This window comes from Aminobacter sp. MET-1 (genome assembly GCF_026521175.1).
Classification (GTDB): domain Bacteria; phylum Pseudomonadota; class Alphaproteobacteria; order Rhizobiales; family Rhizobiaceae; genus Aminobacter.
The window spans coordinates 48,068-72,645 of the sequence record NZ_JAMSHL010000024.1 but is presented as its reverse complement, the minus strand read 5'-3'; the positions used below and the strand labels follow the sequence as shown (position 1 = coordinate 72,645).

Annotated in this window: 26 protein-coding genes and 1 tRNA gene; 10 read left to right on the top strand and 17 right to left on the bottom strand. The window is 64.0% G+C overall.

The genetic code is table 11. The features are described 5' to 3' along the window. Positions 1-120: 120 nt before the first annotated feature. The 9 genes from yacG to NDO48_RS24815 form a co-directional block, all read right to left on the bottom strand. The gene (gene yacG / locus NDO48_RS24855; protein ID WP_267322586.1) at positions 121-333 is read right to left on the bottom strand and encodes a DNA gyrase inhibitor YacG; all 213 of its coding nucleotides are present in this window, start codon (positions 331-333) and stop codon (positions 121-123) included. Then, complete coding sequence (locus NDO48_RS24850) at positions 330-956, bottom strand: Maf-like protein (protein ID WP_018426525.1); 627 nt, start codon at positions 954-956, stop codon at positions 330-332. Before NDO48_RS24850 ends, yacG begins: the two co-directional genes overlap by 4 nt. A gap of 53 nt (positions 957-1,009) precedes the next feature. Then, positions 1,010-1,228, bottom strand: coding sequence for a translation initiation factor IF-1 (infA, locus tag NDO48_RS24845; RefSeq protein WP_019172992.1), 219 nt, complete (start codon positions 1,226-1,228; stop codon positions 1,010-1,012). 89 nt (positions 1,229-1,317) lie between these two features. Next, on the bottom strand, positions 1,318-1,728 hold the full coding sequence (locus tag NDO48_RS24840; protein WP_026226896.1) for a low molecular weight phosphatase family protein: 411 nt from the start codon (positions 1,726-1,728) through the stop codon (positions 1,318-1,320). A gap of 48 nt (positions 1,729-1,776) precedes the next feature. Continuing rightward, the gene (locus tag NDO48_RS24835; protein ID WP_018426527.1) at positions 1,777-2,262 is read right to left on the bottom strand and encodes a UPF0262 family protein; all 486 of its coding nucleotides are present in this window, start codon (positions 2,260-2,262) and stop codon (positions 1,777-1,779) included. 7 nt (positions 2,263-2,269) lie between these two features. Beyond that, positions 2,270-3,562, bottom strand: a complete 1,293-nt coding sequence (gene hisD / locus NDO48_RS24830) for a histidinol dehydrogenase (protein WP_018426528.1) — start codon at positions 3,560-3,562, stop codon at positions 2,270-2,272. Positions 3,563-3,572: 10 nt separating this feature from the next. Next, positions 3,573-4,007 (bottom strand): DUF2948 family protein, encoded by a 435-nt coding sequence (locus tag NDO48_RS24825; protein ID WP_018426529.1) that lies wholly within the window; start codon positions 4,005-4,007, stop codon positions 3,573-3,575. A 161-nt stretch (positions 4,008-4,168) separates the two neighbouring features. Then, positions 4,169-5,458, bottom strand: coding sequence for a UDP-N-acetylglucosamine 1-carboxyvinyltransferase (gene murA, locus NDO48_RS24820; RefSeq protein ID WP_018426530.1), 1,290 nt, complete (start codon positions 5,456-5,458; stop codon positions 4,169-4,171). Between the two features lie 132 nt (positions 5,459-5,590). Further along, on the bottom strand, positions 5,591-5,791 hold the full coding sequence (locus NDO48_RS24815; RefSeq protein WP_018426531.1) for a hypothetical protein: 201 nt from the start codon (positions 5,789-5,791) through the stop codon (positions 5,591-5,593). Between the two features lie 158 nt (positions 5,792-5,949). Between NDO48_RS24815 and NDO48_RS24810 the strand changes: the two genes are divergently transcribed. Beyond that, a tRNA-Thr gene (locus NDO48_RS24810) sits at positions 5,950-6,024 on the top strand. 250 nt (positions 6,025-6,274) lie between these two features. Here NDO48_RS24810 and NDO48_RS24805 read toward each other — a convergent pair. From NDO48_RS24805 to NDO48_RS24790, 4 genes are all read right to left on the bottom strand, one after another. Next, a complete protein-coding gene (locus tag NDO48_RS24805) occupies positions 6,275-7,051 on the bottom strand; it encodes a DUF1194 domain-containing protein (RefSeq protein WP_018426532.1) in 777 nt (258 codons plus the stop codon). A gap of 173 nt (positions 7,052-7,224) precedes the next feature. Beyond that, positions 7,225-9,120, bottom strand: coding sequence for an AI-2E family transporter (locus NDO48_RS24800; protein WP_267322584.1), 1,896 nt, complete (start codon positions 9,118-9,120; stop codon positions 7,225-7,227). A 174-nt stretch (positions 9,121-9,294) separates the two neighbouring features. Further along, the gene (locus tag NDO48_RS24795) at positions 9,295-10,230 is read right to left on the bottom strand and encodes a DUF535 family protein (RefSeq protein ID WP_267322583.1); all 936 of its coding nucleotides are present in this window, start codon (positions 10,228-10,230) and stop codon (positions 9,295-9,297) included. 110 nt (positions 10,231-10,340) lie between these two features. Then, the gene (locus NDO48_RS24790) at positions 10,341-11,888 is read right to left on the bottom strand and encodes a phospholipase D family protein (protein ID WP_267322582.1); all 1,548 of its coding nucleotides are present in this window, start codon (positions 11,886-11,888) and stop codon (positions 10,341-10,343) included. 184 nt (positions 11,889-12,072) lie between these two features. On the opposite strand from NDO48_RS24790, the gene NDO48_RS24785 reads away from it, so the two are divergent. Then, positions 12,073-12,891, top strand: coding sequence for an endonuclease/exonuclease/phosphatase family protein (locus NDO48_RS24785; protein WP_018426536.1), 819 nt, complete (start codon positions 12,073-12,075; stop codon positions 12,889-12,891). Positions 12,892-13,033: 142 nt separating this feature from the next. Beyond that, the gene (locus NDO48_RS24780; RefSeq protein WP_267322581.1) at positions 13,034-14,548 is read left to right on the top strand and encodes an acetyl-CoA hydrolase/transferase family protein; all 1,515 of its coding nucleotides are present in this window, start codon (positions 13,034-13,036) and stop codon (positions 14,546-14,548) included. Here the strand turns inward: NDO48_RS24780 and NDO48_RS24775 are convergent, their stop codons facing one another. Then, complete coding sequence (locus tag NDO48_RS24775; RefSeq protein WP_267322580.1) at positions 14,549-15,325, bottom strand: IclR family transcriptional regulator domain-containing protein; 777 nt, start codon at positions 15,323-15,325, stop codon at positions 14,549-14,551. 125 nt (positions 15,326-15,450) lie between these two features. Between NDO48_RS24775 and NDO48_RS24770 the strand changes: the two genes are divergently transcribed. Genes NDO48_RS24770 through pcaF form a run of 3 tightly spaced genes read left to right on the top strand, consistent with a single transcriptional unit; the run spans position 15,451 to position 18,308 of the window. Beyond that, positions 15,451-16,308, top strand: a complete 858-nt coding sequence (locus NDO48_RS24770) for a CoA transferase subunit A (RefSeq protein WP_267322579.1) — start codon at positions 15,451-15,453, stop codon at positions 16,306-16,308. After that, positions 16,305-17,102 (top strand): CoA-transferase subunit beta, encoded by a 798-nt coding sequence (locus NDO48_RS24765; protein ID WP_018426540.1) that lies wholly within the window; start codon positions 16,305-16,307, stop codon positions 17,100-17,102. Before NDO48_RS24770 ends, NDO48_RS24765 begins: the two co-directional genes overlap by 4 nt. Then, the gene (gene pcaF, locus NDO48_RS24760; protein ID WP_267322578.1) at positions 17,103-18,308 is read left to right on the top strand and encodes a 3-oxoadipyl-CoA thiolase; all 1,206 of its coding nucleotides are present in this window, start codon (positions 17,103-17,105) and stop codon (positions 18,306-18,308) included. A gap of 64 nt (positions 18,309-18,372) precedes the next feature. Here pcaF and NDO48_RS24755 read toward each other — a convergent pair whose 3' ends face one another. Next, entirely contained in the window at positions 18,373-19,224 is an 852-nt protein-coding gene (locus NDO48_RS24755) for a sulfite exporter TauE/SafE family protein (protein ID WP_267322577.1), read from the bottom strand. A gap of 288 nt (positions 19,225-19,512) precedes the next feature. Here NDO48_RS24755 and modA point away from each other — a divergent pair, with 288 nt between their 5' ends. From modA to NDO48_RS24735, 4 genes are all read left to right on the top strand, one after another. After that, positions 19,513-20,307: a molybdate ABC transporter substrate-binding protein gene (gene modA, locus NDO48_RS24750; RefSeq protein WP_267322576.1), complete on the top strand. Its 795-nt coding sequence runs from the start codon at positions 19,513-19,515 to the stop codon at positions 20,305-20,307. A gap of 96 nt (positions 20,308-20,403) precedes the next feature. Next, on the top strand, positions 20,404-21,105 hold the full coding sequence (gene modB, locus NDO48_RS24745) for a molybdate ABC transporter permease subunit (RefSeq protein ID WP_026226899.1): 702 nt from the start codon (positions 20,404-20,406) through the stop codon (positions 21,103-21,105). Next, positions 21,102-22,214, top strand: a complete 1,113-nt coding sequence (gene modC / locus NDO48_RS24740; protein ID WP_267322575.1) for a molybdenum ABC transporter ATP-binding protein — start codon at positions 21,102-21,104, stop codon at positions 22,212-22,214. Before modB ends, modC begins: the two co-directional genes overlap by 4 nt. 15 nt (positions 22,215-22,229) lie before the next feature. Beyond that, entirely contained in the window at positions 22,230-22,571 is a 342-nt protein-coding gene (locus NDO48_RS24735; protein ID WP_018426546.1) for a winged helix-turn-helix domain-containing protein, read from the top strand. Here the strand turns inward: NDO48_RS24735 and proC are convergent, their stop codons facing one another. Both proC and NDO48_RS24725 read right to left on the bottom strand, forming a co-directional pair. Further along, complete coding sequence (proC, locus tag NDO48_RS24730; protein WP_018426547.1) at positions 22,572-23,387, bottom strand: pyrroline-5-carboxylate reductase; 816 nt, start codon at positions 23,385-23,387, stop codon at positions 22,572-22,574. Between the two features lie 65 nt (positions 23,388-23,452). Then, positions 23,453-24,568 carry a metallophosphoesterase gene (locus NDO48_RS24725; RefSeq protein ID WP_018426548.1) on the bottom strand — a complete coding sequence of 372 codons (1,116 nt, stop codon included), beginning with the start codon at positions 24,566-24,568 and terminating at the stop codon, positions 23,453-23,455. Between the last annotated feature and the right edge of the window lie 10 nt (positions 24,569-24,578).

Below are 24,578 nucleotides of genomic sequence, written 5' to 3'. Positions count from 1 at the left end.
GAGGTGCGCTGCACCCCTGAAAGCGGGTGGGTTATAGCACGAGTTTTTCCCCTGTCCAGCCGCCCCGATGCGTTTTTCTTGAAAGAAATCACAGGCCGTAGGAGAAGGTCGGGAAAGCCTTCAGCGTCCTTCGCCGGCGTCCGAATTTCCGGTCGAATCTTCCTCTTCGTTGTCGCGAACAGGGATGGCGTAGGAGCCTGAAAGCCAGCGGTTGAGGTCGACCGCCTTGCAGCGCGGAGAGCAGAAGGGATAGGACTCGCGCACTGACGGCTTGCCGCATTCGGGGCAGGAGACCTTGGCGCGCAGAGGCGTGACGGTGTCCTTGGCGTTCACGCGGAGGCGCCGTTCTTCCAGCTGGCCTGGACCTGATAGCCTTCGCCGGACAAAAGCGAGGTCGTCTCGTAGAGCGGCAGGCCGACCACGTTGGTGTAGGAGCCGACAAGCTTGACCACGAAGGTGCCGGCGAGGCCCTGGATGCCGTAGCCGCCGGCCTTGCCGCGCCATTCGCCCGAAGCGAGGTAGTTGTCCATGTCCTGGCGCGACAGGCGCTTGAAGCGCACGCGCGTCTCGACCAGTCGCTGGCGCAGCTTGCCTGAGGGCGTCATCAGCGCGAGGCCGGTGTAGACACGGTGCGACCGGCCGGAGAGCAGTTGCAGGCAGTGCAGCGCCTCATCAGACGTTTCCGCCTTGGGCAGGATCCGGCGCCCGACGGCAACGACCGTGTCGGCCGCCAGGATGAAGCTCGTTGCCTCGTCGTCGCTGGCCAGCACCGAATGCGCCTTCTCGGCCTTGGTCACCGACAGCCGCTTGGCCAGCGAGCGCGGATGCTCGGCGCGCATCGGCCGCTCGTCGACATCGGCCGGGAACAGCCGGTCGGGTTCGATGCCGGCCTGCTGCAAGAGCTCAACACGGCGGGGCGAACCCGAAGCAAGCACAAGCTTTTGCAGATCGCTCAAACCAGAATCCTGTCGGTAAAAGACGCTCTTTGCGCTCGCGGTCGCGGGCGAACTTACTTGAAGCGGTAGGTGATGCGGCCCTTGGTCAGGTCATAGGGCGTCATTTCGACGAGGACCTTGTCACCGGTCAGCACGCGGATGCGATTCTTGCGCATGCGCCCGGCAGTGTGGGCGATGATTTCGTGTTCGTTTTCGAGCTTGACCCGGAACATCGCGTTCGGCAACAATTCCGTAACGGTGCCCGGAAACTCGAGGACTTCTTCCTTCGGCATTAGGTACCTTTGGTTTGGGTGGCTTGCTCCGGCGCCCCGGCCGGAAGTTGCGCGGAACCTATATGATAATCCGCGCTTTGTGAACACGCTTAATCGGCGTCCATTTCCGGCGTTCCCACCGCAAATCTTTCGGCCATTCTGGCCTTCAGCCGCTCGCGCACGTCGCGGTAGGCCGTCATGATCTGGTCGCGCGTTCCCGAGATGACGGTTGGGTCCGGCGTCGGCCAGTATTCGACGTCGACGGCCATCGAGCGGGTGAACTCGAGCGCTGCGTGATGCGCCTCGGGCGCCAGCGTCACGATCAGGTCGAAATAGTCGTCCTCGAGATCGTCCACCGTGCGAGGTTGGTGGTCTTCCATCGCCATACCTTCTTCGGCAAGCACCGCATCAACGAACGGGTCGCGGTCGCCGGCGCGCACCCCTGCCGACGCCACGAAGATCGATTGGGGCAGCCTGTGGCGGGCAATCGCTTCGGCCATCGGCGAGCGGACCGAATTCATCCGGCACATGAACAAGACAGAGCGCGGAGGTTTAGCGTCCGCCATATGTCAGCCGCGCCAGTGCAATACGCAGATGAGCGTGAACAGGCGCCGGGCGGTGTCGAAGTCGATCTCGATCTTGCCGGCAAGCCGGTCGAGCAGGGTTTGCGATCCCTCGTTGTGCAGACCGCGCCGGCCCATGTCGATCGCCTCGATCTGGCTCGGCGTCGACGAGCGGATCGCTTCGTAATAACTCTCGCAGATCATGAAATAGTCTTTCACGATGCGGCGGAACGGCGTCAGCGACAGGATGTGGGTAACGACAGGGTCGCCATGCTCGCGCGCGATGGCAAAGACCAATCGCGAATCGACAAGCGACAGCTTGAGCCGGTAGGGGCCGTGGCCGTCGTCGTTGATCGGGTGGAAGCTGTTTTCCTCGATCAGGTCGAAGATGGCCACCGCCCGTTCATGCTCGACATCGGGCGTCGAACGGCCGATCGATTCGTCGAGTTCGACGTCGACCAGGCGGGATCGTGCGTGGCCTTTGTCGGACATGGTCGCCCTACATGTTCAATCTGATGGCAACGGAGCGGGCATGCGCGTCGAGGCCTTCCGCCTTGGCGAGCGCGATCGCAGCGGGTGCCAGTTCGCGCAGCTGGTCGGGACCGAGCTTCAGGATCGAGCTGCGCTTGACGAAATCGAGCACCGTCAGTCCCGACGAGAACCGCGCCGAGCGCGCCGTCGGCAAGACGTGGTTGGAGCCGCCGACATAGTCGCCGATGACCTCGGGCGTATGCCGTCCGATGAAGATCGCGCCTGCATTGCGGATTTTTGGCAGCATCGCTTCGGGATCAGCGACGGCGAGTTCGAGATGTTCGGCGGCGATGCGGTTGACCAGTGGCAGGGCCGCCTCGAAATCGTCGACCAGGATGACTGCCCCGAAGTCGCGCCAGCTGGCGGCGGCGGTCTCGCCGCGCGGCAACAGCTTGATCTGTCGCTCGACGGCGGCTTCCACCGCCTTGCCGAATTCGGCGTCGTCGGTGATCAGGATCGACTGGGCCGAGACGTCGTGCTCTGCCTGGGCCAGCAGGTCGGCCGCAATCCATTCCGGATCGTTGTCGCGGTCGGCGACGACGAGCACTTCAGAAGGCCCGGCGATCATGTCAATGCCGACAGTGCCGAAAACCTGGCGCTTGGCCGCTGCTACATAGGCGTTGCCGGGGCCGACGATCTTGGCGACCGGGCGGATGGTGTTGGTGCCATAGGCTAGGGCTGCCACTGCCTGGGCGCCGCCGACGCGGTAGATTTCGGAGACGCCGGCTAGGTCGGCTGCGACCAGAACCAGCGGGTTGATGGCGCCGCCCGAGGCCGGCACGACGATGACGATGCGCTCGACGCCTGCGACCTGCGCCGGAACCGCGTTCATCAGCACTGAGCTCGGATAGCTGGCCGTGCCGCCGGGAACATAGAGCCCGACCGCCTCGACCGCCGTCCAGCGTGAGCCGAGTTCGACGCCGATGGCATCCGTATAGCGGTCGTCCTTGGGCATCTGCCGCGCGTGATGCGAGCGGATGCGATCACGGGCAAAGCGCAGCGCTTCAACCGTCGCCGGATCGGCGTCCTTGTAGGCCTGGTCAATGTCGGCGCGCGTCACCGCGATGCCCAAAGCTCCGAGGTCGGCCCTGTCGAATTTCTTCGTATAGTCGATCAGTGCCGTGTCGCCGCGCTCGCGCACGTCGTCGATGATGGCGCGCACCGTCGCCTCCACGTCGGGCGAGACTTCGCGCTTGGTGGTCAGGAACGACGCGAACCGCTTCTCGAAGTCGGCGTCGGATTGGCGAAGCGTGATGGCCATGGTCGAATGCTCAGGTCTTGTGAATGGGGCGGGAGGAGGCCTGCCAAGCAGCTCCCGTATCGGTCAGCCGGGCCTCGATGACCTCGACCTCGAGGCGGATCGCTGCGTTGCCGGAAAAGGTGAGCTCGATGGTTCCCACCGGCTGCTGCGCCGCGGCGAAGCGCACCGCCAGCAACTCCAGCACGTCGTCCTTCTTGTCGCGCGAAATGCCGTGCAGCTTTGCCGAAAGCACGCGGTCGAAATGCAGGATCGAGCGGCGGCGCTCATATTTCGGACGGAAGAAGCCGGTCTTGGTTTCCCAGGCGAAGCGGTTCATCGCCAGCGCGAAACGCTTGGCGGCCGGCTGATACTCGAAGTCGCCGACCTTGACGGTCGCGTCCTGCACATGCGCAGAGACGATCTCCAGATCCTGTTCGTCGAGTGCGACTAGCTTGAGCTGGGTCATGTGGGATCGGCAGCCTGCTTGGAAACGATATGCTTCCTGCCTTGTTAGGCGGTCTTGATGCAGCGCGCAACCGAGCCGGAAGGCAGTAGCGGAATAGGGCACCAAGGCATTGGGGCAGAAGTCACTTGCCGCCCGTTGCCTTGTTCCCTAGGCGCGGCGGCTCAGCCGCTGATGCGCTCGATGATGGCGCCGCAGCGCGACAGCTTTTCTTCCAGTCGCTCGAAGCCACGGTCGAGATGGTAGACGCGGTTGACGGTCGTCTCGCCTTCGGCGGCGAGGCCGGCAATGACCAGCGACACCGAAGCGCGCAGGTCGGTCGCCATGACCGGTGCGCCCTTGAGTTTGGAAACACCCTCGACGATCGCCGTCTGGCCCGACAGCGTGATGTGGGCGCCAAGGCGGGCGAGTTCCTGCACGTGCATGAAACGGTTCTCGAAGATCGTCTCGGTGATCTTCGACTTGCCTTTCGACATGGTCATCAGGCCCATGAACTGCGCCTGCAGGTCGGTGGGGAAGCCGGGGAAGGGCTCGGTCACCACGTCGACGGGCGAGATACCCGAGCCGTTGCGCATGACACGGATGCCGGAATTGGTCGGGATGATTTCGGCGCCGGTGCGGGAAATCACGTCGAGTGCGCCCTGCAAAAGGTCGGCGCGCGCGCCTTCCAGCAGCACATCGCCCCCAGTCATGGCAACGGCCATGGCGTAGGTGCCGGTCTCGATGCGGTCGGGGATCACGCGGTGGCGTGCGCCCGACAGCGAATCGACGCCTTCGATGGTGATCGTCGAGGTGCCGGCGCCTGAAATCCTGGCGCCCATGGCGTTGAGGCATTCGGCGAGGTTGACGACCTCGGGCTCGCGGGCGGCGTTTTCAAGCACCGTTTCGCCGCGGGCGAGCGTTGCCGCCATCATCAGCACATGCGTGGCGCCGACAGAGATTTTTGGGAAGACGTAACGATTGCCGGTAAGCCGGTTCTTGGCGGTGGCCAGGATGTAGCCATTGTCGACATCGATCTGGGCACCGAGCGCCTGCAGTCCCTCGATGAACAGGTCGACCGGGCGCGTGCCGATGGCGCAGCCGCCCGGCAGCGACACCTTGGCTTCGCCCATGCGGGCGAGCAGCGGGCCGATGACCCAGAAGCTGGCGCGCATCTTGGAGACCAGCTCATAAGGAGCAGTGGTGTCGACGATGTTGCGCGCGGTGAACGAGATGGTGCGCGAATAGCCTTCGCCTTGGCGCTCGCGGCGGCCGGAGACGGAATAGTCGACGCCGTGATTGCCGAGGATGCGGATCAGTTGCTCGACGTCGGCCAGGTGCGGCACGTTTTCGAGCGTCAGCGTATCGTCTGTCAGCAGCGAGGCGATCATCAGCGGCAGGGCCGCGTTCTTCGCGCCCGAGATCGGGATGGTTCCGGTCAGCTCGTTGCCGCCGACAATTCTGATGCGATCCATTGGCCGTCGTTTCTCCGGGGGGATCCCGGTTCTGGCGAGAAATTTTCTTGCCGCCCGTCTAGACCATCGCGCTTTCTGGTTCAAGAAAGCCGGATTTGCGGTCTTTGGGCGCCAAGCGCCTGCCGTCGCCGGTCAGGCCTTCTCGGGTTTCTCTTTGTCACCCTCTCGGCCACCCTCGGCCGCTGCAAGGCCATCGGGCCGCGTATCGGCCTCGCCTGTACGTCGCGAACGCGCCTGCGCCTTGCGTTTCATCAGGTTGGCACGCAGCTCGGCCGCCAGCCGCGCCTTGCGTAGGTCGGCGTCAGCTAAGGGTGGTTTCTTGGTCGACGACATGTGGTGGTCCCCGCTTGTCGTTCGTTCATAGCGGCTTGGCAACGGAAATGGCCAGTATTGTGGCGTAAGCGGGCCTGTGGAAAATCTTCTGAAAAATGGTTCAACTCATAACTTGCGCTTCCGGGAATCATGTGGCACAAGCCGCCCCGTTCACGGTCGCTGCCGTAGCTCAGTGGTAGAGCACTCCCTTGGTAAGGGAGAGGTCGAGAGTTCAATCCTCTCTGGCAGCACCATTCCATCTCCTTGATGGCAAACAACATTCTGGATTTGTTGGCTTTTCCGCCGCCCTGATGGTGCACAGGGGCGTTCGTGTCGCCTTGCCAGCCATTTTCGAACTCGACCGTATCGACCGGTATAGCCGCAGCACCTGGCGGGGTGGCTTTAGGGTCGCGTGTCGGATTGGCTTGACCCATTGTGCTGCGCTTCACCTTGGCGCTGGTCCGCAGCGGTAGTGCTGCGTCTGAAGCGTACGGCAAAACAACGCTATTCGTGTGCGATCAGTTCTCTGGTGATTCTCTCGGTGGAGAGGCCTATCTCGGTCACCAGCTTTCGGCGGAGCGCCGCCGCGTAGTCGTCCGGTGTATCCGGCGCAATGACAAATGCCCCCGGACCGCCAATGACATTGTCAGCGAAGTATTGGGTGAGGTCGTACTTGACGCCGCGCGTCATCCCGGGAATGGCGATTGCGTTGATCGTGTAGCCCTTCGCAATCGCCTTTTGTCGGCTGTCGTGCAAAGGCAAGCCGTCGTTGTTGGTGCCGTTGGCGGAGATGTCGATGATCTTGGTGGAGGCATTGCCGGCGTATTTGTCCAGTAGCAAACTGGCCAGATTGATGGCGAAGGAAATGGAAGTTCCGCAGGAGTCCTCGCATCCATAGCCTCTGTCGCCGTTTTCCCTGATGAACGACGCCACGGGTTGTGCGTCCCCGAGCCCGCAGACGCTTGTCCAAGGCACCACCGACCGCATCTTCCCGGGACTTGACCATTCGACATAGGTGACCGCGATGCAGCCGGCGCGGTTGCGAGTAATGGCCGCTATGACCTCGGGCGAGGAGATTGCGGTGGCATGGCCTTCACGTTGCAGGTCGGCGGTTGCGGGGTCGATGGATGCCGAGACATCGACTGCAAATACAATCGCCGCGTCAACCTCGGCCGCGCCTGCCTGTGCCCCCAAAAGCGCCGGGACCGCGAGTATCGTCATCAGCCATGCAAGGGAATTTGCATCTGCTGCGCCTTCGCCACGAAGCCGCTCCACGCACATGATGCCCTCTACGCCTCAAACAACATCCCCGATGCTACGCCAGCTTCCTGGCGCCTGACAGATGACCGAAGGAGCTAGGCATATTGCGGGTGCTTGGTGATTGGGAGCAGTCCTGACCGACCCTGGCCATGGCACCTGAGTAGTCTGTCGACGCGAAATGCTTTTAAGCTCGCTTACATCGTAGCTTTCGCCTTTCCGCTCGCCTTCCGCTTGGCCGGTGCACGGCGGCGGACCATGCGCTTGGCGGCCTTGAGCGGCACGGCAGGCGTGTCGGCCAAGGCGCCTTCTGCGGCGCCTGCAAGATCGAAGGCGACGAAGTCGGCGTTGAGTTCTGTCGCCAGCTCGCCCGTTTCGCGGTTGGGTAGCTGGTCGCTCCACAACACGACACCGACACGGAGCGACGGTCTTGTGCGCTTGAGGCGCCGCACCAGGAAGCGGCCGTGGTTCAGCGAATCGGCGTTGAGGAAGCCGACAACGACCGTGTCGCGGCCTTCGAGTGGCAAATCGCGGATGCGACTTGGTTCGGCGTCGGCATGGCTGGCCGTTGCCGTATCGGCGCCCTGCACTGACAGCACCTGGGCGAGCATGGTGACCGCCGCATCGTCGAGGTCGCCGCGCCCGCCAATGCACAGCACCGAGCGGCCGGTGCCGTCGGGCAGGTCTATTTCACCGTTGCCCCCTTCGTCGGCGGCGGTTTCGTCGTCGTCTTCCTCCTCCGCCTCTTCCCGTGCGATCTCCTCGAGATTGGAGACGAGCATGCGGGCGCTGCCGGCGACACGCAGTCTCTGTTCGTCGTTCATCGCCCCGCGCGCCCGGTCGCGTTCGCCGAGCAGAAGGGCAGGGATCGCCACCTGGCTGTAGAAATCAGCGAGGTAGATGGTCTCAAGCATTTCTTCGGCCTGGTCTGTGGGTTCGTCCGAATCGCCCGACAGCAGGCGCTGGTAGAGCCGTTCCTTGGGGTCGAGCACAGGTTCGTTGCCGAACAGCACCTCCAGGAACTCGAATTGCGGCACATGCTTGCCGAGCACCACGAGGCAGACGGTGAGCGGCGTCGACAGCACCAGTCCGACAGGCCCCCAGAGCCAGGTCCAGAAGATCGCGGAAACGATGATGGCGAGCGGCGAAAGCCCTGTCCTGGAACCGTAGAGCCAGGGTTCGACGACATTGTTGATGATGAGTTCCATGACCAGGAACAGGGCGGCCGCCCACAGCACCAGCGACCAGCCCGGCGAGACGGCAAGCGCCAGAAACAGCGGCAAGATCATCGCGATCGCCGGGCCGATATAGGGCACGAAACGCAGGACGATCGACAGCAGGCCCCAGAGCAGCGCGTTGGGGATGCCGAGCGCCCACAGGCCAATGGCTATGGGCACGCCATAGGTGACGTTCACCACCAGTTGCATGAGCAGATATTGGCCGACGCGGCTGCCGGCATCCTGCAGCGCCTCGGTGGTGCGGTTGAGGTCGCCATAGCCGACGAGGCGGATGAAGCGGTCGCGCAGATCTTCGCGTTCGAGCAGCATGAAGATGACCACGACGATAACCAGACCTGCTGTGGCCAGCGGACCGATCAGTGGCGAGATCAGGTTCTTCAAGAGTTCGATCGGCTTTTCCGGATTGAAGACCTCGACCAGCAAAGGCTGTTGCCGTGCAGGTGCCGGCTCGGGCGAGGTGTTTGCGGCCGGTCCTTCAGGCTTGTCGATCTCCTGGCCGATGCGTTCGACAACGCGGCCAAGCCGCTCGATGATGCCATTGCCGCTGCCACTTTCCTTGAGCGAGCGAATCTTCTCGACGATGTTGGCCTGGTAGGTCGGCACGTTTTCGGCGACTTGCGCGACCTGCGTGGCGACGACGAAGCTGAATATGGAAACCACCGCAAAGGCTGCTATGACGCAGGCGATGACGGCAGGCAGCTTCGGCACGCCGAGACGTCTCAGCCATGAGACGATCGGCGCCAGCGCGAAGGTCAAAAGCACTGCGATGGCGAGTGGCAGGAAGACGTCGCGGGCGAAATAGAGGATCGCAACGGTCGCTGCGGTTGCCGCAAATGTCGGGAGCGCCGTGCGCATGCCCGGCTGCAATGACAGGCGTGAGCCCGATTCGCTGTTGTTCAAACCTGCATCTGCCACCGACACCCCCTTGCTGCCGACTGCGCGGCATGGGGGCTTAAAGCCGGAGGTCGGCCAATCGTTCCCGCATATCGTCCCGGCATGGCTGTTTCGTCGGCAAGTGTAGCGGAAAAATCAGCGGCAGGCCCGGTTGATGCGGCGGCCGATCTGCCAGAAGGCGGATTTGCTGTAGTCGCGCCGGCGGCCCTCGTCGGCAGGCGGCGGGGGCGGGCAGGGGATCCTGTAGCCGAAGGGTGCCGCGACAAGACCGCCGCGTTCGGCCCAGTAGTCGTCGAGGTCGGCCTGCATCATGCCCCGGCGCTTGGCGCGGCGCTGGTTGATGACATGGCCTGCGTTGGACACCGCCAATACATGCGGTGCGCCGGTCGACGTGGCGAGGCCCTGGAAAACCAGCAGCATCGCATCCTTTGGCCGGAGCCCGCCCATGCAGCGTGTCGCCGCAATTATGGCGCGCTTGGCGGCATCGCCCTTCGGGCCCTGCATGCCGCCGATGGCGGCGGTGTTGCCGCTGCTTTCGGTGAAGATGAAGGTGGCTGTCCACAGCAGATAGTCGTCGCTGGTGCGGCGCAGGCGCAGGGAAAAAGCGCCTTCGTGGCGGCAGCCGCAATGGTCGGCGAGCCGCATCTCGACCAGATAGCTGTCGGTGCGGCCGGCGACCGTTCCGAGAACAAGCCTGCCGCCCTGCCAAAGCGTGGCCAGATCGGCCTGGGCCATCAATTCGGCGGCGATGCGGAAGCTGTCGGTGAGGAGGTCGAGACGCCAGCGGCTTGGCGCTCCATGCAGGAAGAACGCCGCAGTCGACTTGCGCAGGAGGTCGTCATGCGGACGGCCGAGCCCCTGATCCGCGCCGAAGTCGCCGACGAAGCGCAGCCAGCGCAGCGTGGTCGTGGGGCGGATTGCCAGCCGAAGGCAGAAGGTGAGCGAGCGCTTGAGCGTCAGGCGCCTGCCGAGGCTCAGCACCTGCCAGGCGACCGAGCCGCCACGCGCGGCCGGAGTGTTGGCCGAATCCGGTTGCTGCCGGCCAAGGTCCGGGTTCCATTCGTGACGCACGGGCGCACCCCTCAAGCTGATTTGCCCGGTCGTTCGACCGGCGCGGCACATCTAAAGGGCGCATTGGGTTACGCCTGCATTGCACCCAGGGCGGGAAGGGTGTGAAACGGTTACAGTTGGGATTCGATCGGCAGATAGCCGATCAGCCAGGCGATGAGCCGCCGCCGCAGACTTGCGCGCGGTTCGTGGCCGAGTTCGTCGGCTTCGTGGGAATCCGTGTCTGTCCAGCTGATGCGCCCGTCGTCGAGTGCCAGCTGGAACGCGCAGTGCGGCGATATCTGCGAGGCGATCACAGCCGCGACCTCGCTGGCCAGTTCCTCCTGCCTGAACAGCACGCCCATCTCGGTGTTGAGCGAAGCCGAGCGCGGATCGAAGTTGAACGAGCCGACGAAGCCGGCCGAAATGTCGGCGACAAAAGCCTTGGTGTGCAGGCTGGCACCCTTGGAGCCGAACAGCGACAGATCGGTGCGCTCATCCTCGGGCTTGAGTTCGAACATGTGTACACCGGCCGCAAGCAGCGGCTTGCGATAGAGCGCGTAAGCGCCATGCACGGCGGCCACGTCGGTGGCGGCCAGTGAATTGGTCAGCACGGTGACCTTGACGCCCTGTTCGGCAAGCGCCGAAAGCTGGCGCGTGCCGCCCTCGCCGGGGATGAAATAGGGCGAAACGATCTTGAGTTCGCGCTTGGCCGAGAACAGCACCGGCCGAAGCGCTGTCATCAGCCAGTCGTCTTCGCCGGCGCCCATGGCCTTTTCCGGTGGGTCGGAGACGACCACCGCCTCGCTTGTCCAGCGCAGCTTGCCTGTGCCGGCGGTAGACCATTCGCGGCTTTCCGCGGCGACGCGGTGGATGTAGGGCGCGGCAAGCCCCATGGTCGCGACCTTCTCGAGCCGAGCCCGCAAGGCTGGCAGGTCCCCCTTGGCCATGCCGGTGACGTGGCGGATGGGCAGCACGGCTTCGCTGTTCCAGAAGCGGTCAAAGATGCTCTCGGCCTGTTCGACGGCGGGGCCGACGAGCAAAAGGTCCATGTCGCGGAAATTCGATTCTTCCGAGGCGTCGAAATAGGCGTCGCCGATGTTGCGACCGCCGACGATCGCCAGCCTGCCGTCCGAGATCCAGGCCTTGTTGTGCATGCGCCTTGTGGTGCGCACGGCCCGCAAGATGAGCTCGATGCCGCGCTGCAGGCCAAAGGCGCGCGCCCAGCTCGGATTGAACAGCCTGACTTCGATGTTGGGATGGCTGTCGAGCGCAAGGTAGTTGGGGTCATAGCCCCTGGCATTGATGTCGTCGAGGATCAGCCTGACGCGGACGCCACGGTCGGCAGCCCCGAGCACCTCGCGGGAAAGCAGGCCGCCGGTCAGGTCGTCCTTCCAATAGTAATATTGCAGGTCGAGGCTGCGCTGTGCGTGCCGGGCGGTATAGGCGCGCACCGCAAAGGCATGCAGGTTGCTGGACAGCAAGGCAAGGCCGCTCTGGCCGGTGTGGCTGTCGGTGAGCTGCGAGACCAGCGTGTCGAATTCGGCCGTGCCCGTCTTGGTAAGCGCATGCGACGGCTCGCCGCGTGCGCGCCTGGCGAAGCGGCCATAGGCATAGACCGCCAGCAGCGAAGCGATGACCAGGATGCCAGTGACGGCAATGACGATGCCGATGAGCTTCATGCGCCGAGCCGCCAGCCTCCCATAGCCATAAGTTCGCCACGCCAATGCGGTGGATGGCACTGCCGGCCGATGTGGAAAAACTCGAACACTGCAACCATATAGGTTAGACTGAACGGCGACGCATGCCGCAACTGAACATGAATTTCCCAGAGATTCCAGACGCGTGATGGCTAGCAGACAAGGCTTGGAGATTCGGGACAAGGAAGGTGCCTCGCGCCATCCTGTCGCCCCCCGCCATCACGATGGCGATTCCGTTTCCGAAACAGGCACCCACAGCGAAATCGTCGTTGCTTCCTACAACGTCCATAAATGTGTCGGGCTCGACCGTCGCTTCGATCCGGTGCGGACGATGCAGGTCATTTCCGAGATCGACGCCGACGTCATCGCCCTGCAGGAGGCCGACCAGCGCTTCGGCGACCGCGCCGGCCTGCTCGATCTTGCCGCCGTCGAGCGCGAGACGGGCCTCATCCCGGTGCCGCTTGCAGGACGTCTCAAGAGCCATGGTTGGCACGGCAATGTCGTCCTGTTCAGGAAGGGCTCGGTCGCCTCGGCCAGGCAGCTGGTGTTGCCGGGTGCCGAGCCGCGCGGCGCTGTCATTGTCGATCTCGAACTGGAGGCCGGCCCGCTGCGCGTCATCGCCGCGCATTTCGGGCTGTTGCGCCATTCGCGCAAGCTGCAGGCCGGCACGCTTCTGACTGCGGCCGAACTGCACAGCGACAAGCCGACCGTGCTGGTTGGCGATCTCAACGAATGGCGGCTGGGCAAGCGTTCGTCGCTGCGCAGCCTGGAGCCGGCCTTCGGCCCGGCACATGCCATCGTTCCCAGCTTCCCGTCGCGCTTCCCCGTGCTTGCGCTTGATCGTGTCATGGTCCGCCCGCACAACCTGCTCACCGATGTGCAGGCGCATGACACCGCGCTCGCCCGCATCGCCTCCGATCACCTGCCGATCAGGGCCGTGATCCGCCTGAGCGGCAAGCGCGGCGGCATGGCCGCTGCCGCCTGAAACGGCCCCAGCGTAAGGCCGGCGCGTCATTATTGCCCCTTGCGTGCGCAGGTGGTTGCCATATCACCTCCGTAAAAACGGGACCCGGCAAACATGCCGGCTGTGGGAGAGGGACGAAACGACAGGCGCTGGAGAGGCGAGCATGGTTCAGACACGGATAGGCTGCGAAAGCCTGCGTTCCAAGGTGATGAGCGCCGAGGACGCGGCCTCCCTGATCAGGCCCGACAGCACCGTCGGCATGAGTGGTTTTACCGGCTCCGGCTATCCCAAGACCGTCCCCCTGGCACTTGCCGCCCGCATCGAGGCCGAGCACGCCAAGGGCAATCCGTTTTCCCTGCGCGTCTGGACCGGTGCTTCCACCGGCCCCGAACTCGACGGCGCGCTGGCCAAGGCCGACGGCATCGAGTTCCGTCTCCCCTACAATTCCGATCCCATCGCACGCGACAAGATCAATCGCGGCGAGATGGAATATTTCGACATGCATCTGAGCCAGGTGGCGCCAGTCGCCTGGCAGGGTTTCCTCGGGCCGCTCGACACCGCGGTCGTGGAAGTTTCGGCTATCCGGCCAGACGGTTCGCTGGCGCCGTCGTCGTCGGTCGGCAACAACAAGACCTGGCTCGACCGGGCCGAAAAGGTGATCCTCGAGGTCAACCGCTGGCAGAATGCCGAGCTCGAAGGCATGCACGACATCTACTACGGCACGGCACTTCCGCCGCATCGCGTGCCGATCCCGCTGGTCAAGGCGGACGACCGCATCGGTGAAACCTTCTTCCGCTGCGACCCGGAAAAGATCGTGGCCATCGTCGAGACCGATGCGCCTGATCGCAACCTGCCGTTCTCCAAGCCCGACGAAACGGCCCATGCCATTGCCGGCCATCTGCTCGAATTCTTCGCCCATGAGGTGAAGAAGGGGCGGCTGCCGGCGTCGCTGCTGCCGATCCAGTCGGGTGTCGGCAACATCGCCAATGCCGTTCTGACCGGGCTTGTCGATGGGCCGTTCGAGAACATGACGGCCTTCACCGAGGTCATCCAGGACGGCATGCTCGACCTGATCGACACGGGCAAGCTGCGCATGGCCTCGGCCACTGCCTTTTCGTTGAGCCCGGAAGCTGCGGCAAGCCTCAACGCCGACCTGGGCCGCTATCGCGACAAGATGATCCTGCGCCCGCAGGAGATCAGCAATCACCCGGAGCTGATCCGGCGCCTGGGTTGCATCGCCATGAACGGCCTGATCGAGGCCGACATCTACGGCAATGTGAACTCGACCCACATCATGGGCTCGCGCATCCAGAACGGCATCGGCGGTTCCGGCGATTTCGCCCGCAATGCCTATGTCTCGATCTTCATGACGCCGTCGACGGCGAAGGGCGGCAAGATCTCGGCCATCGTGCCGCAGGCGAGCCATGTCGACCACATCAACCAGGATGTGCAGGTGCTCGTCACCGAGCAGGGCCTCGCAGACCTGCGTGGCCTGTCGCCCAAGCAGCGGGCGCGGTTCATCATCGAGAACTGTGCTCATCCGGACTATCGTCCGGCACTGTCAGATTATTTTGAGCGGGCGATGCGCGGCTCTTATGGCCTGCAGTCGCCGTCATTGCTCAACGAGGCTCTGTCCTGGCACCAGCGCTACGTCGACACAGGCTCGATGCGGCCCTGATCACTGAACGGCAAAGAAGTCGCTGATCCCTGCGGCTGTCGTCCTCAGGATCGGCAGAATCTGGGCTTCCATCTCGGCCGGCGTATGGCGGGCCGATTGTGTCGACACGTTCACTGCGGCGACGATTGCGCCCGACCGGTCGCGCAACGGTACGGCGATCGAGCGCAGGCCGATCTCCAGTTCTTCGTCGACCAGCGCAAAGCCCTCCCTCCGTACCCCGGCGATGATGTTCACGAGCTTTGCCCTGTCGGTTTCGGTCTTTGGCGTACGCCGGGCGACAGTTGCCCGCGCCAGAAAGACTTCCAGCTCGGCATCGGCAAGTCCCGACAGCAGCACACGCCCCATCGCCGTGCAGAAGGCAGGCAAATGCGCTCCGACCTGCAGGTCAACCGCAATGATGCGGGGGCCGGGCACGCGCGCGACATAGACCATGTCTTCGCCCGACAGGATCGCTGCAGAGCAGGATTCGTTCAGCGTCGCCGCCGTCTCTTTCATGAAGGGTTCGGCGAAGGTCCACAACGGCACGCCCTGAAGCCAGGTACGCGCCTGCGTCAAAAGCCTTGGTGACAGCGAGAAATGGCGTCCCGTCTGCACCGCATATCCCGTCGCCACCAGCGTCAGCAGGAAGCGGCGCGCGCCTGCGCGCGTCAGCCCTGCTTTGTCGGCCGTTTCCGAAAGCGTGAGGCCTGCCGGGTGCGCGGCGAGAATCTCCATCACGCCCAGTCCGCGCTCGAGCGAGGTGACGTGGTCGCGCCTGCTGTCCGCATCGCCGTCCATGGCGGCCCCTTCCGATAGTGTCAGACGCCAGAGCCATTGACACCGGCAACATCCTGCATCAAAAATGTATCGCATATAAAACAATTGTTCGCAATGCGAACTTTTGGTGACCGAGGCAAATTGCGATGGCCAAGTTTCTTCCCCTATCGAAGGCAGTTGCCGAAAATCTCAACAACGGCGACACGGTGGCCTTTGAAGGCTTCACCCATCTCATTCCCACTGCGGCCGCGCATGAGGCGATCCGCCAGGGCTTCAAGGACCTGACGCTGGTGCGCATGACGCCTGACCTGGTCTATGACCAGATGATCGGCATGGGCATGGCAAAGAAGGCAATCTTTTCCTATGCCGGCAATCCTGGCGTCGGCCTGCTGCGCCGCCTGCGCGATGCCGTCGAGAACGGTTTTCCGCATGCGCTGGAGATCGAGGAGCACAGCCACGCCGCCATGGCCAATGCCTATGAGGCGGGTGCTGCGGGTCTGCCTTGCGCCATCTTTCGAGGGTATCGCGGCGCCGAACTTGCCAGGGTCAACCCCAACATCAGGTCGGTGACCTGCCCGTTTTCAGGCGAGGTGCTTGCGGCCGTTCCTTCGGTTCGGCCCGACGTCACATTCATCCACGCGCAGAAGGCCAACAGGAAGGGCGATGTGCTGGTCGAGGGCATCATCGGCATCCAGAAGGAGGCGGCCCTTGCCGCCAGGCGCGCCGTGGTGACCGTCGAGGAGGTGGTCGATAATTTCGACGACCTGCATCCGAACCTGACGGTGCTGCCCAACTGGTCGGTAACGGCCATCTCGGTCGTACCTGGCGGGGCGCATCCATCCTACGCCCATGGCTACTACGTCAGGGACAATGCGTCTTATCTCGAATGGGACGAAATATCAGCCGACCGCGACCGCTTCCGCGAGTGGATGCAGAAGAACGTCATCGAAAAGACCGCCGACGATTTCGCGGCCCGCGTCGAACAGCTGAGGAACGTGGCATGAGCGAACTCGGCTTCACCCCAAACGAAATGATGACCATTGCCGCCTCGCGCGCGCTCAAGGGCGACGATGTCTGCTTTGTTGGCATCGGCGCGCCGTCGGCTGCCTGCAACGTGGCGCGGCTGACGCATGCGCCCGACATCACGCTGATCTACGAATCCGGCACCATCGGCACGGCGCCCGACGTGCTGCCGCTTTCGATCGGCGACGGCGAACTGTGTGACACTGCCGTCACCACCGTGTCGGTGCCGGAGATGTTCCGCTACTGGCTGCAGGGCGGGCGCATCTCCATCGGCTTCCTCGGCGCCGCTCAGCTCGATAGGTTCGGCAACATCAACACCACTGTCATCGGCGATTACGCCCACCCCAAGACCCGTCTTCCGGGCGGTGGTGGCGCGCCGGAGATCGCGACGTCGTCGAAGGAGATCTACGTCACCATGGCGCAATCCAGGCGCGGCATGGTCGAGAAGATCGACTTCTACACTTCGTTCGGCCATGGCGACGGCGGCGACCACCGCCAGCGCCTCGGCATCGACACCAAGGGCCCGACGCTTTTGATCACCGATTTGGCGATCTGGAAGCCGGATCCTGTCACCAAGGAATTCACCGTCGTCTCGCTGCATCCCGGCGTCACCCGCGATCATGTGCAGGAGACCTGCGGCTGGACGGTGAAGTTTGCCGACACGCTTGCCGAAACAGCCGAGCCAAGCCGGTTGGAATTGCAGACGCTGCGTGATTTAAAGGCGCGCACCGACGCCGCCCATAGCGGCCAGGCATCTGTACAGGGAGGATCATGAATGGCCGAGGCCTATATCTGCGACTACATCCGCACGCCGATCGGCCGCTTTGGCGGCTCGCTGTCTTCGGTGCGCGCCGACGATCTCGGCGCCATCCCGCTGAAGGCGTTGGTCGCGCGCAACGCCTCGGTCGACTGGGCCGCCATTGACGACGTGATCTTCGGCTGCGCCAACCAGGCCGGCGAGGACAACCGCAACGTCGCGCGCATGTCGCTGCTTCTGGCCGGACTGCCGCAGGACGTGTCGGGCACGACCATCAACCGCCTCTGCGGCTCGGGCATGGACGCGCTGATTGCGGCTGCTCGCGCCATCAAGGCCGGCGAAGCGGAGTTGATGATCGCAGGCGGCGTCGAGAGCATGAGCCGCGCGCCCTTCGTCATGCCCAAGGCAGATGCAGCGTTTTCGCGTCACGCCGAAATCCACGACACCACCATCGGCTGGCGTTTCGTCAACCCGGTGATGAAGGGGCAGTACGGCATCGATTCGATGCCGGAGACCGGCGAGAACGTGGCCGAGGAATTCTCGGTCAGTCGTGCCGACCAGGACGCCTTTGCCGTGCGCAGCCAGAACAAGGCTGTCGCAGCGCAGGAGAGCGGTCGCCTCGACAAGGAGATCACGCCGGTGACGATCCCGCAGCGCAAGGGCGGTGCAACAGTCGTCGCCAAGGACGAGCATCCGCGCGCCGGCACCACCATCGAGACTTTGGCCAAGCTGCCGACGCCGTTCCGGGAGGGTGGCACGGTGACGGCCGGCAATGCCTCCGGCGTCAATGACGGTGCTGCCGCGCTGATCGTTGCCTCCGAGGTCGCAGTGAAGAAATACGGCCTCACGCCGATCGCGCGCGTGCTTGGCGGTGCAGCCGCCGGTGTTGCCCCGCGCATCATGGGCATCGGCCCAGCGCCGGCAACCAGCAAGCTGTGCGCACGGCTGGGCATTTCGCCTTCCGACTTCGATGTCATTGAGCTGAACGAAGCCTTCGCCTCGCAGGGTATCGCCGTGCTGCGCGAGCTCGGCATTGCCGAGGACGCCGGGCATGTGAACCCGAATGGCGGGGCGATCGCGCTCGGTCATCCGCTGGGCATGTCGGGCGCCCGCATTGCCGGCACCGCAGCGCTCGAGCTTGGCCTGCGCGGTGGCAAGCTGGCGCTGGCCACCATGTGCATCGGCGTCGGCCAAGGCATCGCGGTCGCGCTCGAAAGGGCGTGACCGACTTCTTTCTCTGATGTGCAAACGCCCGGCATTGCCGGGCGTTTTCATTTGGGCAAAGGCATCAGTCGAACAGACTGAACAGGAAGCGCAAGCTGATCAGAAGCAGGAATATGCCGAAGGCAACCTCAAGCTTCCGCTTCGACAGTGCATGGGCAAGTTTTGCGCCCAACGGTGCTGTCAGCACACTGGTCGGCACGAACAGGATCAGGCCGACCAGCGAGACATAGCCGAGCGACAGCGGAAACTGCAGCGCGGCCACATCGGGATACTGGGCAGCGCGCGGCCAGCCGGCATAGATGTAGCCGAGAGCGCCCGGCACCGAGATCAGCACGCCGAGGCCCGACGAGGTCGCCACCGCCTGGTGGATAGGCCGGCCGTAGAAGGTCATGAACAGGTTGGACAGCTGGCCGCCGCCGATGCCCATCAGGCTCGACAGCACGCCGATGATCCAACCATAAACGTTCATCACCAGCTTGCCCGGCATCTCCAGGCCGAGGCGCCAGGAATCCTTGCCGAACAGCAGGCGGATCGCCGAGATGCCGGCGACGATGACGAAGATGGCCTTGAACAGGTCGGCGGGCGCATAGCGCGCAATGACGCTGCCCATGATGACGCCGACCACCACCGGTATGGCCCATTGCTTGAGGATCGCGATGTCGACGGCACCCTTGGCGCGGTGGGCGTTGAACGAGCGGATCGAGGTCGGGATGATGATGGCGAGCGAGGTGCCGACGCAGAGCGGCATGCGTACCTCCTCAGGAACCCCGACAGCCTGGAACAGTTCGTACAGCACCGGCACGATGACGGTGCCGCCGCCGACGCCGAACACGCCGGCGAGCAGGCCGGTGATGGCACCCGCGCCAAGAAGCGCAATAGCGAGCCAGATGAGGTCGAATGTGGTGATGCCGGACATGTCAGGGGGAACTCTTATTGCGGTGACGAAAGGGGAGAATGCGTCGGCGTGGCCGCCAAGGCTCCCATCCCCCATGGTAAGCCAGTCACATATGCCACGAACATGGGGGCCAGTCTCCCCCGGATTGCAGTGCCAACCCAGGCTCGCAACCGCTGCCCCATAGCCGCTGCTGTTGCCGCAACTCTTTCTACCAAAACCACCTCTATGGGTAGTTGCCTGCCCAGTGCTATATCCATATGAATATAACGAACTCGGCGCAAATCGGCCGACAATGACGGAGGGATCATCATGTTCACGCGTAGGGGATTTGGTTTGCGGCTTGCCGCAATGGCAGGCGGCCTGGCCGTCGCGCTGTCGTTTGGCATGCCGTCGGCACGGGCCGAAGGCGATGTTGTCGTGTTTGCAGCGGCGAGCCTCAAGAACGCGCTCGACGCCATCGACGCAGCCTGGAAGACCGAGAGCGGCAAGCAGGCGACCGCGTCTTATGCGGCAAGCTCGGCGCTGGCCAAGCAGATCGAGGAAGGTGCGCCTGCCGACGTGTTCATCTCGGCCGATCTCGACTGGATGAAGTACCTCGCCGACAAGAAGCTCATCAAGGAAGGTTCCGACGTGAAGCTTCTGGGCAACCGCATCGTGCTCGTTGCGCCGAAGGATTCGGCCGCCAAGGCTGACATCGCCGCGAATTTCGACCTCGCCGGACTGCTCGGCGAAGGCCGTCTCGCCATGGGCGACGTCAAGGCCGTACCTGCCGGCAAATATGGCAAGGCGGCGCTCGAGAAGCTCGGCGTCTGGTCGTCGGTCGAGGGCAAGGTCGCCCAGGCTGAAAACGTGCGTGCCGCCCTCAAGCTGGTCTCGACCGGCGAAGCGCCGCTCGGCATCGTCTACCAGACCGACGCAACGGCCGAGCCAGGCGTGAAGATCGTCGGCGTCTTCCCGGAAGACTCGCATCCTCCCATCGTCTATCCGGTCGGCGTGACGGCAGAATCCAAGAACGCGGACGCTGCCGAATACGTGAAGTATCTTCAGTCCGCCAAGGCCAAGGAACTGTTCGAAGCCCAGGGCTTCACGGTGCTGGCCAAATAGCGACTGGTTTACCGCTTTGCAGCTAAGCTCCCGCTATTGGGGACAAACGTCCCATCCCGGATGACGGGGTGGGACAGGTTTTTGAGGGAATGCGACTTGGGAATACTGGACCTCACTCCTGACGAATGGAATGCGGTCCACCTGTCGATAAAGGTCGGGCTGTGGGCGATGGTGGGCAGCCTGCCGCTCGGCATCCTTGTTGCCTTGGTGCTTGCGCGGAAGAATTTCTGGGGCAAGTCGCTGCTCAACGGCATCGTTCACCTGCCGCTCGTGCTGCCGCCTGTCGTCACCGGCTATCTGCTGCTGCTCAGCTTCGGCCGTCGTGGACCGATAGGCGCCTTCCTCGCGGACAATTTCGGCATTGTTTTCTCCTTCCGCTGGACTGGTGCAGCACTTGCCTGCGCCGTCATGGGCTTTCCGCTTATGGTGCGCGCTATCCGCCTGTCCATCGAGGCGGTCGACCGCCGCCTGGAATCCGCGGCCGGAACATTGGGCGCGAGCCCGCTCTGGGTGTTTGCCACTGTCACCCTGCCTCTGGTGCTGCCGGGTATCGTCGCCGGCATGATCCTGTCTTTCGCCAAGGCCATGGGCGAATTCGGCGCCACCATCACCTTCGTCTCCAACATCCCGGGCGAAACCCAGACGCTGCCGTCGGCAATCTACACCTTCACCCAGGTGCCGGGCGGCGACGCCGGGGCCATGCGCCTGACCCTGATTTCGATCATCATCTCGATGGCGGCACTGGTCGTCTCGGAAATGCTGGCGCGCCGCATCGGCAAGCGTATGGATGTCGAATGACGCTCTCGGTCGATGTCAGCCACCGTCTCGGCGCCCTCCAGCTCGAAGCCCGCTTCGAAAGCAGCGGTCATCTGACTGCGCTGTTCGGCCCGTCGGGCTCGGGCAAGACCTCACTCATCAACATCATCGCCGGGCTGATCCGTCCGGATGCCGGGCGGATCGTCATCGACGGGCGTACGCTGGTCGACAACGCCACGCGCAGCTTCGTGCCTGCCCACAAGCGGCGCGTCGGCTTCGTGTTTCAGGACGCCCGGCTGTTCCCGCATCTGACGGTGCGCTCCAACCTGACCTATGGCCGCTGGTTCACGCCCCGCGCCGAGCGTTATGCCGACTTCGATCGCGTGGTCGACATGCTCGGCATCGGCCAGCTGCTAGCGCGTCGGCCGTCGCTGCTGTCAGGTGGCGAAAAGCAGCGGGTTGCCATTGGCCGGGCGCTGCTGGCGAGCCCGAAGCTGCTCTTGATGGACGAGCCGCTGGCCTCTCTCGACGATGCCCGCAAGGCCGAGATCATGCCTTATCTCGAGCGGTTGCGCGACGAGACCAGGATCCCGATCGTCTATGTCAGCCATTCGATCTCGGAGGTGGCGCGGCTTGCCACCGACATCGTCGTCATGGGCAACGGCAGGGTGGCCGCTGCCGGACCGACCGCCGAGATCATGCGCCGCCTCGACCTTCTGCCGCCGGAAGAGGTGGGCGAGGGCGGTGCAGTCCTCGAGATGAAGGTGCTGGCCCATGACGAGGTCTTTGGCATGACCGTGCTGGGCGCAGCGGCCGGCGAAATGCGCGTAGCTCGCATCGACAGGCACGAAGGTGCGACGGTGCGCGTCCGCATCCGCGCGCGGGACGTGATGATCGCTACCGAGCGGCCGAAAGGCCTCAGTGCGCTCAACATTCTTGCCGGGCGTATCGCCGAGATCAGCCAGGTCGACGGCACTCAGGTCGATCTCAAGGTCGATTGCCATGGCGACCTGCTGGTGTCGCGCATTACCCGCCAGTCCTTCGAGGCGCTGCAACTTGCCATCGGGCGCGACGTGTTTGCGGTCATCAAGACTGTTGCCTTCGACCGCGCCAATCTTTCTCCGGGTGCGCCGCTTGTGCTAACCAGCTGAAGACTGGAGTAGCCGATGCCATCCCTGACCCTGCGCCTGTATCTCGATCCCAAGGGCCGCCTCGGCCCAGGCAAGGTCGAGCTTCTCGAACAGATCGCCGCCACCGGCTCGATTTCGGCCGCGGCACGCGCCATGGAAATGTCCTACAAGCGCGCCTGGGATCTGGTGGAAGAGCTCAAGGACATGTTCGGAAAGCCGCTGGTTGCGGCCAAGACCGGCGGCAAGCATGGCGGTGGCGCCGAGCTCACGCTTGTCGGCGAACAGGTCGTGCGCCAGTTCCGCGATATGGAGCGCGCCGTCAACGAGGCGGCAGCACCCCACATCCGGGCGCTGCAGGCCGAGGCCGAAGCGAAATAGCTACTTGCCGAGCTCGATGGAACGCAGCCGGGCCGCCTCGACGGCTTCGGTGAGCAGGTTCTTCAGGCGGTCCTCGCCCATCAGCACGTTGAGCGCCGCTGCCGTGGTGCCGTTCGGGCTGGTGACCTGACGGCGCAGCACGGCCGGGTCCTCGCGGCTTTCGGCGGCGAGGCTTGCCGCGCCATAGACCGTCTGCATGGCGAGCAGCGATGCCGTCTCCGGCGGCAGGCCGGCATGTTCTGCCGCAGCCGTCAGGCTCTCGATGAAGTGGAAGATGTAGGCCGGGCCCGAACCCGACACCGCGGTGACCGCGTCCATCAGCCCTTCGTCAGCGATGGCGGCAACTTCGCCGCTGGCCGAGAGCAGGTCGCCGACCATAGCCTTGGTCGCGTCGGTTACATGCTCGTTGGAATAGACCACCATCATGCCCTTGCCGATGGCCGCGGGTGTGTTGGGCATGCAGCGGGCGATCGGCGTCTTTGCCCCGAGGATTTCGGCGAAAGTGCTGACAGGTGTGCCTGCTGCGACGCTGACGAAGGTCGTGCGGCCATCGCCGAAGCGGCGGTAGCCTGATGTGACATCCTTGATGACCTGGGGCTTGACCGCGAGCACCACGATTTCGGGCTCGGCGTCAGCCGGGATGCCGCCGACTTCCGATGCGACGCGGCTGCCGAGTTCGGCCGCACGGGCGCGCAGCTCGGCATTGGGCTCGACGACGAAGGTTTCCGCCGCAGCCAGTTTGCCTGAATTCAGCCAGCCCTTGAGCATGGCATAGCCCATGTTGCCGCAACCGGCGAGGATCAGTCTGATGGTCATTCAAAGCCTCCGAACACTCCTGACATAGACGGTCTTGCCGCTATGCGGAAGGGCGAAGCGCAGCTTCAGGGTGTGCCAGATAGTTTCTTGGTGAAGGCGTTGGTGAAGGTAATGTCGCCTTGCTGGCCTGCTTCTGCCAGAACCACGTCCATGAACGCGTCGGTGATGCGCACCACTGCGAAGCCGCCCTTGAAGGCGGCAATCGGCTTGAACAGGTCCAGCCCGTTGCGCTTGTAGGCCATAGGTACCTTGTGTTCGTGGCCGTGGAATATGCCGATGACATTGTAGCCGCCGATCGCCTGGAGCAAGGCTCTCCGGTCGTCGTCGCTCCACCAATGGGGTTGGCCGCTGCCGCTGTCGTCGAAGGTGTTTGCGGCCGCATCCCACGCCTCGGTTGAAAACGGATCCCAGCCATAATGCTGGAACAGCACGACGGGACGGCCGTCTCCGGCATTGTCCTTCAGGTCCTGTTTCAACCAGTCCAGCGCGCTTACAGCTCCCTTGGCCGTGTCGCCGGCGAAGCGGTGCGTCTGTACCAGATGCAGCCCGCCCCAGTCCCAGGAGTAGCTGTCCGACAGCATGTCGTAATTGCCGGCGGGCACCGGCGGCTTGAAGAACACGCTGGGCCGGTGATTGATCTCGACATAGTCGCGCATCTCGCGGCGGTACCAGTCGACATGCGGGGGGGGGCCGTCCTGGTCGAGGTCGTGGTTGCCGAGCCCGACATAGACGGGCACATGGACCCTGTCGGGACCGGTGCCCTGCTGGTAGCGCTGGCTGAACTGTAGGAGCTGCGTGCCTTCATGCGGCAAGGTCACCTGGCCGCCGCCGTCGTCGGTCATGTCGCCGCCGATGACCAGCCCGAGCGATGCCCCGATGCGCTTGCCAGAACCGGCCAGTTGGGTCGGTACGCCATTGATCTCGCTCGGCCAGTTCAACTCGCCGACCCTGTTGAGCGCTGCGATATGGCGGCGCAAATTGTCATCGGTCTTGCCTTCCTCGAGGCAATGCGGACTAAGCCCGCTTGCCATGCGGCAGGCGTGGATGTCGCACGCAAAGAGAAATGTCGCCTCGATCTTCGGCCAGGCGGCGGCGCGTGCGCCGGGCAGTCCGAGGACAGAAACCGCGCCGGCGCCGGCGGCCTGGAGGAGGAGCTGTCGTCGGGAGAGGGCATGAACCATGGCGCGACAA